Annotated in this window: 10 protein-coding genes; 1 reads left to right on the plus strand and 9 read right to left on the minus strand. The window is 47.5% G+C overall.

What is annotated here, in order from left to right; genetic code table 11:
- Nucleotides 1-161: 161 nt before the first annotated feature.
- Nucleotides 162-1,139 (minus strand): phosphate acetyltransferase, encoded by a 978-nt coding sequence (pta, locus tag EKM75_RS01905; RefSeq protein ID WP_125691586.1) that lies wholly within the window; start codon nucleotides 1,137-1,139, stop codon nucleotides 162-164.
- Nucleotides 1,140-1,184: 45 nt separating this feature from the next.
- Nucleotides 1,185-1,904 carry a uracil-DNA glycosylase gene (locus EKM75_RS01910; protein ID WP_125691588.1) on the minus strand — a complete coding sequence of 240 codons (720 nt, stop codon included), beginning with the start codon at nucleotides 1,902-1,904 and terminating at the stop codon, nucleotides 1,185-1,187.
- A 123-nt stretch (nucleotides 1,905-2,027) separates the two neighbouring features.
- On the opposite strand from EKM75_RS01910, the gene EKM75_RS01915 reads away from it, so the two are divergent.
- Complete coding sequence (locus EKM75_RS01915) at nucleotides 2,028-2,597, plus strand: LURP-one-related/scramblase family protein (protein WP_225426625.1); 570 nt, start codon at nucleotides 2,028-2,030, stop codon at nucleotides 2,595-2,597.
- Between the two features lie 122 nt (nucleotides 2,598-2,719).
- Here EKM75_RS01915 and EKM75_RS01920 read toward each other — a convergent pair whose 3' ends face one another.
- From EKM75_RS01920 to EKM75_RS01950, 7 genes are all read right to left on the minus strand, one after another.
- Nucleotides 2,720-4,489: a DUF5776 domain-containing protein gene (locus EKM75_RS01920; RefSeq protein ID WP_125691590.1), complete on the minus strand. Its 1,770-nt coding sequence runs from the start codon at nucleotides 4,487-4,489 to the stop codon at nucleotides 2,720-2,722.
- A gap of 352 nt (nucleotides 4,490-4,841) precedes the next feature.
- Nucleotides 4,842-5,315, minus strand: coding sequence for an SsrA-binding protein SmpB (smpB, locus tag EKM75_RS01925; protein ID WP_125683530.1), 474 nt, complete (start codon nucleotides 5,313-5,315; stop codon nucleotides 4,842-4,844).
- 15 nt (nucleotides 5,316-5,330) lie between these two features.
- Entirely contained in the window at nucleotides 5,331-7,745 is a 2,415-nt protein-coding gene (gene rnr, locus EKM75_RS01930; protein WP_125691592.1) for a ribonuclease R, read from the minus strand.
- An 18-nt stretch (nucleotides 7,746-7,763) separates the two neighbouring features.
- Entirely contained in the window at nucleotides 7,764-8,507 is a 744-nt protein-coding gene (locus EKM75_RS01935) for an alpha/beta hydrolase (protein WP_125691594.1), read from the minus strand.
- 78 nt (nucleotides 8,508-8,585) lie between these two features.
- Entirely contained in the window at nucleotides 8,586-8,822 is a 237-nt protein-coding gene (secG, locus tag EKM75_RS01940) for a preprotein translocase subunit SecG (protein WP_057733108.1), read from the minus strand.
- Nucleotides 8,823-8,917: 95 nt separating this feature from the next.
- A complete protein-coding gene (locus EKM75_RS01945) occupies nucleotides 8,918-10,474 on the minus strand; it encodes a ClC family H(+)/Cl(-) exchange transporter (protein WP_125691596.1) in 1,557 nt (518 codons plus the stop codon).
- Between the two features lie 44 nt (nucleotides 10,475-10,518).
- On the minus strand, nucleotides 10,519-11,042 hold a 524-nt coding region (locus tag EKM75_RS01950; RefSeq protein WP_164508695.1), incomplete at its 5' end, for an LPXTG cell wall anchor domain-containing protein.

An 11,042-nucleotide genomic window follows, 5' to 3' on the forward strand; every position in this document is an offset into this window, starting at 1 on the left:
TATTGTTTTTAGATTAACATTATCGACGCGGAAGTGAAAGCCACGCCCCCCCACGGTTGCAGGCCACTTCGGCCACTCCTATTTTAGTAAGTCTAACAAATAGTACCCGAACCGCTAACGAATAGCAATTCGGGTACTATATCAATTCATGATAAATTCAATTAGTTTAAAGACTGAGCGGCCGTGATAATGGCAACCTTGTAAACGTCTTCTTCGTTGCAACCACGAGACAAGTCAGAAACTGGCTTGTTCAGACCTTGCAAGATTGGTCCAATCGCTTCAAATCCACCGAAGCGTTGTGCAATCTTGTAGCCAATGTTCCCGGACTGTAATTCTGGGAAGACAAAGACGTTGGCGTGACCAGCAACTTTGGAATCAGGTGCCTTTTGGGCGGCAACACTTGGAACAAAGGAAGCGTCAAATTGTAATTCACCATCAACGGCCAAATCTGGTGCCGTTTCATGAGCAATCTTAGTAGCTTCCTGAACCTTGGTGACCATTTCACCCTTGGCAGAACCCTTGGTGGAGAAGCTCAGCAGAGCAACCTTAGGGTCGATATCAAAGACCTTGGCCGTATGAGCACTCTCAACGGCAACTTCGGCCATCCCAGCAGCATCTAGTTCAATGTTGATGGCACAGTCAGCAAAGACGTAACGTTCGTCACCCTTTTGCATGATGAAAGCACCGCTGATTCGCTTGACGCCTTCCTTAGTCTTAATGATTTGTAAGGCAGGACGAACTGTATCACCAGTTGGATGAATGGCACCGGAGACCATCCCATCAGCTTGGTCCATGTAAACCATCATGGTCCCAATGTAGTTAGGGTCTTCCAGCATCTTTTCAGCCTGTTCAACAGTGTTCTTACCGTGACGCCGTTCAACTAAAGCATCGAGCATTGCTTGGTGCTTGTCAGCTGGCATCATAGCCGGGTCCAAGATTTCTAATGGACTTAGGTCGATGGCGTTATCAGTAGCCGTCTTTTCGATTTCACTTTGCTTACCTAAGACGATGGCCTTGATCAGCCCGTCAGCAGCTAAACGGCTGGCAGCGCCTAATACTCGTACGTCTTCCCCTTCAGGAAATACAATGGTTTTGTTTTGTCCGTTGATCTTTTGTTTGAGACTATCAAAAAGTTCCATAAATGGTGACCTCCATAAAATATCCCACGAATCAATTCTCTTGTGCTATGCCTGGTTGGATGCCGTGTCTGGCCCCTCGTCAATGTCGACATGCTCTGGGAGCTGCCAATCGATGGGGCTTTCACCTAATGATGTCAATGCGATGTTGGTTTTAGAAAAGGGCTTGGAACCAAAGAATCCCCGGTTAGCGGATAACGGACTCGGGTGCGCCGACTGAAGAACAATATTAGTCTGCGTATCGATCAACTTGATCTTCGAACGCGCTGCATTACCCCACAGGATAAAGACAACGGGTTCCGGCCGTGCCGATAACTTGGCAATTGCCGCGTCGGTCAGTCGTTCCCAGCCACGCCCCTTGTGTGAAAAGGCCTTGCCGTAACGAACCGTTAACACGGAGTTGAGAAGCAACACGCCTTGCTTAGCCCACTTTTCAAGGTAGCCATGCTTGACGGGTTGGATTCCTAAATCACTCTCTAATTCCTTGTAAATATTCACTAACGATGGTGGAATTTTTGTGCCGGGCAACACAGAAAAACTGCACCCGTGAGCCTGTCCCGGATTATGGTACGGGTCCTGTCCCAGAATGACGACCTTTACCTGGCTAAATGGCGTCCATTCGAACGCGGTAAAAATGTGATACATGTCTGGATAAATCTGATAATGCTGATACTCCTCGACTAAGAACTCACGTAATTGTTGATAATAAGCTTGTTCAAACTCGGGTTCAAGTACCGGCCACCAATCATTATGAATAAACGGTTTCATTCCCAACACCTCGCCTTTTATTCTATCATAAAGCGACCGCAAATGATATTATCCACCGACATCAGGTCAAACATGATAGAATGTAGGTGATGTAAATCTGAATAAGCTGTAAAGGAGGTCCCCATGCGTAAACTTTATCTAAATGAAGCCGCCCTTTCCGCCAAAGCGACGACCGTGATTCACGACGAGCAGAACCAATCTTGCTACTTATTGGTCGGAAAATGGGGGCTCCGAGCTGACGTTCTTTCCGTTTACACCATTGCGGGAGAATTGGAAGCCGAAGTTAAACAGGAATCATTAGGTCTCTTACCGAAGTTTCGGTTAGTCTATCACCGTCAGGTTGTGGGCCGCGTCAGTAAAACTTTCGGCGTGATTCGTGAAGTGCTCTTCGTTCGTGGCTTGAACTGGGTCATCATGGGGAGTTTAGCCAGTGGGCGGTTCCGAATCTATCACGGCCGCGACCAGGTCGCCACGATTGCAGTTATCGATCACTCTGGTGGCGGCACCGTTGAACTAACCGTTGATCAACCAGATCATGAAGCACTAATCGTTTGCCTAGCTGCTATCCTTAACCGCTGGGCTCGCCATCAACAAAAGTTACCCGAGTTGCTGCATAACCCTACCTGGGTCCCGCATCCAGCACAGTCTGGAAGTGTGGCTCCGACCATTGACCATCGAAAAGACTCGGATTAAAGTCCCTAACCCTTAATTTATTAGCCGTTGAATCGGCCCTACTACCATTGAAAAAGCTACGACGCAAAGACAATTGCGTCGTAGCTTTTTGGTGAACATTTTTAATCTCGTTGATTCCCAACTTATGGCGTCACCATAACTAACTTTTTATTCGCAGTCACGTACTTGCCATTTGTCAGCTGGAAACGGGTCGTCTTGTTATAAGCGACAATCTTCTTAATCTTTAGAACTTGGCCCTTGCGATAGTGGCCGTTCTTGGTCTTTAACGATTTTTGCTGATAACGGTTAACACCTTTTGCATTAATTACACGAACCTTCTTTTGTTTCGTCTGATAGTAGACGGAGCTGACGAAGGCCTTTTTAGCTGTAATATAGCCAGTTGTCCCGGCTGTCTTCGACCGATGATTGACGTCTTTAACTTTGTAACGTAAGTTGCCGTTCTTGGATGTGGCCATTCCCTTCACCACAAACATTGGCCGGTTAACCCGTTTCTGCTTGCTGTACCAATGCTTAAGCGTCTTTTTAGAGAAGTTTTTACTGCTGTATACCCCAATTTTCTTCGTAGCGTACACGACGCTTGAGATTGGCGCCACTGACGCCCCATCCCCACCTGTGGAAAGGTCAGGCACGTAGTGGAAGGTTACCGTTTGAGCTTGAGTGGTGTAAGCACCAGTTGCTTGCCCCGTTACTTTAGCCAATTTATAGCCATTAAAAGCTAACTGGTTGGCTGAATAGCTAGCACCTAGCTCACCCGTCAACACCTGATTGTCAGCGAGTTTACGTTGATTCTGGTCCAAATACTGAACGGTAACTGGTTGGGCCTGCTCTGTTGGCGGAACGATTGGGGGCGTCGTCGGTTCAATCACCCGATTGACCGGCTCCCAGACGTACGTTTCTAAACTAGTTGGCCGGTCAGCAGTCGTATACTGAGCAACGATTGCTTTACCCGTGTCAAAATGGTCGCCTAGCGGGTTCTGAGCAGTCCCTGAACCAACTGCCTGCCATTTACCAGTGTAGTCGTCAGAATCGGTTGGAGCATCATCCAAGGCCGTATTAGCATTGTCAATAAAGGCCGTCTGTGGACCGAAGGTAATCTGCCGGATGGTCGACGTACCATAGAACATATAGTAGCCTGAGAAGTTAGCTACTGGTGAAAACTTTGGCAGATTAACCTTTTCCACTCCAGAGTTGGTCAACATATAACTAGAACTTTTAAAATTCGCAAAAGTCCCATTTGCAAAATTTAACTCCTTGATGCTCTTGGTCCCCCAGAACGCAGATGTCGCGTTTACCAAAGAACTCGTATCAAAATTCCGGACATCCAGGGCTGTGACCTGACCCTGCCCTTGAAACATGAAGCTCATGTCCGTGACCTTACTGGTATCAAAGTGAGAAACGTCAATCGTTGTCGTCACCGATTTCCAAGTCGTATCACAGAACATCCGACTCATGGTCGTCGTATCAGACGTGTTCAGTTTATCCAGGTTAACGTAGTCCGTGACATTTCGCAGCTGGCCAAATAACCCGGTCGCATCTTTAGGCGCTTTGACGGGGCCATCAAAAACCACTTTCGTAACCTGATCGGCCACCGCCTGAGCTTCGTTAGTTGTCGGGTCAGAATTTCCTTCAGCCGCAGCAATCACTCTCGCAAACTGACCTACTGAAATATTCGTTAAATCTGCCTCTGGTAAAGTTCCTGCTCCCAAGTGAAGTTCACCACTCGGTGTTAGATACCAAGTAACATCCCCGTAGGTCCCTGTGAGATTATCTGCCTTAACTGTAGCCGCCTGCGCAGTCACTGCAGTCGGCTGATGGCCCATAACTAAACCACTTATTGGTTGTGCTACCCCCAGCGTTATGCTGAGTAGAAGTAAAGTTGCTTTGCGGTTCATGATAATCCCTCCTTCGTAAGTCGCTCCGATTTAATTTTTTGGAGCAATTTATGCGCTCGCAATTTAGTCATTGTATTCACTAGTTATATATTAACATGTATTCTCTTCGTTGAAAGCTAATTAGGCTTGCGACCTTTATCACATGATAAGGGTTTGGCTAGCGACTGTCACCACGGGCTTTCAGCTTCAGTTTGTCCTGAAACAAACTACTCCTATTTACGAGTTTTATCGGTGATTTTTCCTTCATAACGGTCAATTTCGTATAAATGGACAGTTAAGCTAGTCAATTGCCGTGGGTAATACGGCCATACAAAAAGGGATCGAACGGTACACCGTTCAATCCCTTTTCTGATTAATAACGCTTCATGACCCGCGCAATTTGCCGATCCTGTTCACGTCGTTTAATTGTTTCACGTTTATCGTATTCACGCTTACCGGTTGCCACGCCAATCAGGACCTTCGCGAATCCGTGTTTTAGGTACATCTTCAACGGAACCAGGGTCACCCCTTTGTCCATCGTTGCCTGTCCCAACCGCCGAATCTCCTTCTTATGAAGAAGTAACTTCCGGTTACGTAACGGATCGTGATTGAACCGATTGCCTTGAACATACTCACTAATGTGAACGTTCATCAACCAGGCCTCGTTGTTGCGAACTTGAGCAAACCCATCTTGTAAGTTGACCCGCCGTTCACGTAGCGATTTGATTTCAGTCCCAGTCAGAACCAAACCAGCCTCGACCGTCTCAGAAACCGAATAATCGTGACGAGCCTTGCGATTCTGAGCTAAAACGTTATCAGGCGTCTTCTTGGACTTTTTCTTTACCAAGTTCTGTCACCTCGCTTAGTGTTGACCACCTTGTGAGTTGTTACTGCGGTTCTGACCACCACTGTGATTATTGTTCCGGTGTTGGCCACCATTGCCGCCACGTTGGTTCGATGGTCGTTGATTACCATTGCGATGGTTACCATTATTATTACTGCCAGAATGGCTGCCACCGCTGTGGTTGTTGCCGTTACTGTGATTATTCCGCCCGTGGAAGCCACCACCACGAGAGCGATGTTCACGGTGAGGTAATAGGTCACTCGTTGGCGCCTTTTCAGGATTGAGCAGTTCAAAGTCAATTTCACTTTGTTCCTTGTCAACGTGGATCACTTTCACTCGAATTGGTTGACCAATCCGGTATGTCCGTCGAGTATTCCGACCAACTAAGGCCAGGTACTTTTCGACGTATTCGTAATAGTCATCCTGCATCCGGCTGATATGAATCAGGCCCTCGATGGTGTTTGGTAATTCGACAAACATCCCGAATTTCATGACAGAACTAACAACGGCGTCAAATTCTTCACCGACGTGATCAGCCATGTATTCAGCCATCTTCATGTCATTCGTATCCCGTTCAGCATCGATTGAGCGACGTTCCATTTCGGAAGTGTGAACCCCAATCTCTTCCAGAATCGGTGCGAATTTTTCTTTAGAGGCAGTGCCAGTACCGTGGTCTTCGTAGTAGTGAATCATGCGGTGCACCATGGTATCAGGGTAACGACGAATTGGTGACGTAAAGTGGGTGTAGAATTCTGCTCCTAACCCAAAGTGACCCAAGGATTGGTCCGCGTACCGAGCTTGCTTTAAACTCCGTAACATCATGACAGACACCATGGCTTCTTCAGGCTTGCCAGCAACTTGCTTCAGAACACCTTGCAACATCTTTGGCCGCAAGTGGTTAGGATCACCCTTAACGTTGATACCAAAGGCTGTTAAAAATTCAAAGAAGCTCCGAACACGATCGCCATCTGGCGTTTCGTGGACCCGGTAAAGGAACGGAACCTTGGCACGGAAATAATGTTCCGCAACCGTTTCGTTGGCTGCTAACATGAAGGATTCAATCATCCGTTCTGAAATGCCACGCGTCCGCAACTTAACATCAATGGCGTGCCCCTTGTCATCAACAATAATTTCAGCTTCGCGGTCATCAAAGTCAATGGCCCCACGTTGCTTCCGTTGCTTTAACAAGATTCGGTGCAGTTCGCCCATTTCTTCAAACATTGGCACTAATTCCTTGTAACGATCCATCGTAACGGGATCGTGAGCTTCCAAGATTTGGTTAACGGCGGTATAAGTCATCCGTGCCTTTGAACGCATCACGGATGGGTGAATCCGGTGCTTAACCACGTGACCTTCAGGGTTGATTTCCATGTCACAGCTCATGCATAAACGTAATTCGCCCTCATTCAGAGAACAAATTCCGTTCGACAGACGCCGTGGCAACATTGGGATAACCCGGTCAGTCAGGTAGGTACTAGTCCCACGCTTGTAAGCTTCCTTATCTAAAATGGAGTCTTCCTTAACGTAATGGGAGACGTCCGCAATGTGAACCCCTAAATGATAGTTTCCGTTTGGTAACTTCCAAACAGTTACGGCATCATCCAAGTCTTTTGAGGATTCTCCATCAATCGTCACCAGATCCTGGTTCGTGATATCTTCACGACCAGTCATTTCTTCTGGCAGAACGTGATCAGGAATCTCATCAGCGGCTTGCATCACTTCTTCTGGGAATTCAGAAGGAATATTGTGTTGGTACACGATTTGTAAAATATCGATACCTGGATCATCAACACTCCCGATGACCTGCTTGGCAATCCCAACCATAGCGTCAGGATGGTCAGCGTTAGGGTACTCGGTAATTTCAGCCGTGACCACTTCACCTGACGTTGGGTTCAAACCAACGTTGGTGACATAAAACTTATACTTCATGATCTTTTTATCGGTTAAACGAACTTGGCCAACGTAGCCAGCATCGTCATCGGTCTTGAAGAATTCACCAACGACTTGTTCGTAGTGGTGTTCCACAATTTCCGTAACTTTACCTTCGGGGCCTTTACCGCTCCGTGGATCGCCAGCCCGGACAATTTCAATCTTGACCGTATCGCCATTTAATGCACGTAACGTATTGTTAGGCGCAATGTAGGCGTCCGGTTCAATCTTGTTTTCATCATAGGCAACAAAGCCGAAGCCCTTGTCGTTCCCATGGAAAATCCCGGTCAGTGTTCGTTGACTTGGGTCCAACTGAAAATGGCCATGGTCTGTCACTTGGACAAGACCATCGCGTTCTAATTGCGCTAACTCTTGCACGATCAGTTTAAAAGCAGCTGAGCCGTGGTAATGTAGCGCGTCCGAAATGTCTTCTACTGTGTAGCTCTGATCCGCATGTGAACGGAAGAAAGCTGTTAAATCAGTTTTCAATGTATTATCTTGCACTATCGATTCCTCGTTATTTTAAAAGATTGTGTGTAAAAAAGCCAAAATATCTGTTTCCAATTCATGGTGCGCGGAGTTGACCGTTAAGACGTGGCCAGCACCGGCATATTCATGATAATCAATTTGATTCGATGGGTAAGCATCCGCGAGCCACTTGCCAGAACGGGGGTCGATCATCTGATCTTCCTCCCCCTGTGCAATAAACACAGGCTGCTTGATCCAGTCTAAGTGGGTCGCGGTCGTGTCGGCAAATGCCTGAATTGCTGTTAGTTGTGCCTGCAAATGTGCTTGCAACCACGCAACGCGCTTTGCTTGGTCCTCACCGGTAATGTTCTCTTGCCGATAAGTTGCCTTAGCCATTTCAATAAATGACCCAGGCACGTTCGTTTGTCCGCGAAAAATCACGGGCGAAGCAATTGTTCCACCACCGGCCAGTGCGCTATCCGCCTGTAGAGCACGCGTCGCAAATAAGCCGCCCAGTGATAACCCGAAGATAGCAATTTGCTGATAGCCTCGCTGTCGCAAGAAAGCAATCGCATCTTGCGTATCTTGCCACCACGCTTTAGGCGAACCTTGTCGTAAAATGTCCGCAGGATCTCCAGTTGCGTGGCCCGTAAAAATGGGAGCAAGTACCGTATAATTCTCAGACTCCAAACGACGTGCAAGGATGCGCATGTCGTTAGAGCTACCGGAATAGGCGTGGAGCAGAATAACTGCTTTTGGCCCCTGCTCAAAGAAGAGCGGGGTTGGTTTTCGAATCATGTAAAACCACCACTTTCCGCTGAAGTTGTTGGTAAAAAAGCCTCCTGTAACGAATAAACAGGAGGCCTCATTTTTACTCTAGTGTGATGATAAATAAACTAAAGCCAGTGCCAGCCCGAAGAAAAGTGCTCCCAAGACAACGGTCACCTTTTGCATGAAAGCTTCGAAACCACGAGGCTTAGACTTTGCAAACAGGTCATCCGCACCACCAGATAAAGCGGACAATGCGTCATTGGTCTTAGCGGGCTGCATCATTACTGCAATGATAATCAAAACAGAAACGATTAAAATACAGGTCATTAAAAAGTTATACACGAATTTGCCTCCTACCTATCGAATAGGTCTAATAGGTCTAACTATACTTATCTAATCTATCATAGTCAGCCACTTTTTACCAGCCCCAGGCTCGCTTAATCAGCCAAATGGGGGTGAGAATCGTTTAAGTGGGCTAGTTGTTGTCGAACGAAAGCACGATTGGCTCGATACGTGAATACGACCAACGTATCACCCGCTCGAAGAATAGTGTCGCCCTTAGGAATAACCGCCCGTTCGCCACGTTTAACGCTAACCAACAGTGCCCCCTTAGGCCACGGAATATCTCGAACCTGACGACCCACTAGTTCTGAACCTTCACCAACTGCTACCTCGACCCGATCAGTTGGACCATTAGCCTTAGCCGTAGCTGGTGTCACCATCTTTTCTAGCATAGCTTCATAAATTGGTTCGCCGCCTAACACATCAACCGTAATGTAAGCCACGATAGCCACAACAGCCAGTGGCATCAAGTGCTGGAGTGAACCTACCATCTCAGTAATCAGTAAGATGGCCGTAAATGGCGCCTTGGAAATCCCAGCAAAATAACCCGCCATGGCATAAATCACAAAGTTAGCAATAAACACAGCTGGCAACCAGCCCAAAGCTACAAAACCGCGAGCGCCGATGGCTCCCAATAAGGCCCCTAAGGTCAGAATCGGCAGGAAAATTCCACCTGGCAAACCAGACCCATAGCTAATAGTTGAGAAAACGAACCGTAAAATAAAGTAGCCAATTAGCGGAATTAATAAAGGCGTTTGCCGCGCAAACTGTACGATCATTTGGTTCCCGCCACCTAGTGTAATCGGCCACAATAATCCAATGGGAATGACCAGGAGAAACGGAATAATGCTGTTCAATTGTTCTGGCAGCCAAGTCAATTTGGCATACCAACTAGCTCCCCGCAATGTGACCCACTGATACAGGTAGCCCAATAGGCCCAGACCCACACCAACGATTAGTAGGAGCCAGTAGTACTTTAAGGGCAATGCTTGTTCATACTGAATATGTAGAACCGGTGTTAGGCCAAAGACCACGTTCGAGACGAAATTGGCGACGACGGCACTAGTTAATGCCGTCAACCAGACCAACGTTGAGAAGTTATGATACACCTCTTCAAGAATAAATAAGGTCGAGGCAATCGGTGCGTTAAACGCTGCTGACAAGCCAGCTGCGGCCCCACCAGCGATTAGCAGACGACGTTTACTCCCCGTTAAATGGATGCTTTCCGCAAATCCTTGGGCAACCGTCCCGCCTAACTGAATCGAAGGTCCTTCACGCCCCAGGAACAACCCAGCGCCAATTCCAAGTATGCCGCCGATAAACTTCCTCCAAAGAACGGGCCACCACTTGTAGTCCATTTCACCGGCCAGCTGGCCTTCAATCTGAGGAATCCCAGACCCCTTGATCATTGGCGTCTGTTTCCCCCAGTGACCAATTAAAGCGGCCGCTAGAATCAATAAAACAGCCCAAGGAATCAACCAAAGTGGATGTTGGCCTAACCACCCATAGATTCCTTGAACCGTCGTAAGGAGGTGTTCAATCGCTAATCGGAAAGTACTAACGACGACTCCCGCCAGAAGGCCCACAATACTCCCGAAAAAGATTGCGTTGAGTCGGGTCAAGTCATGTTTGATTGGGTACTTTCTGGTCATTCGCGATTCCTCCACTGTCATTTAAAAGTCTATTAACTAGTCTATCACAGTTTCTTTGACTTTAAACGGAAAATTCTACGGTAACGATACCCACCTAATAGACTAACCAGGAGTCCCAAGCCTAAAACATGCCAGTTACTTTGAGCCGCACCAGTGTGGGGTAAATGAGCAGGTGACGACTTGGATGTCTGTCTCATTCCTGACTGTCGATTTTTCCGGGACTGTTTGTTCGTAACGCCACCATCAAAGTGATGACGGTCCGGATCTGGTAAGCTAGCCATCCCCATTTCATCTTCTTCTGGCTTATTTCCGCTACTCGTTTCATCAATTGAGGTAAGCGCGCTGGCCGGTTTACGATGCGGCTCTTTTTCCAAGCTTGCTTGGTTGGCATTCCCTACCGTCAATGGATTCATATCGGGTGATGGCAACGGAAGCTTATCTAGCAAGTTGGGCTTAAGAAGTGGTGTTGGTGTTGGTGTTGGTGTTGGTGTTGGTGTTGGTGTTGGTGTTGGTGTTGGTGTTGGTGTTGGTGTTGGTGTTGGTGTTGGTGTTGGTGTTGGTGTTGGTG

Origin of the sequence: Levilactobacillus tongjiangensis (genome assembly GCF_003946345.1) — a bacterium.
GTDB classification, from domain to species: Bacteria; Bacillota; Bacilli; order Lactobacillales; family Lactobacillaceae; genus Levilactobacillus; species Levilactobacillus tongjiangensis.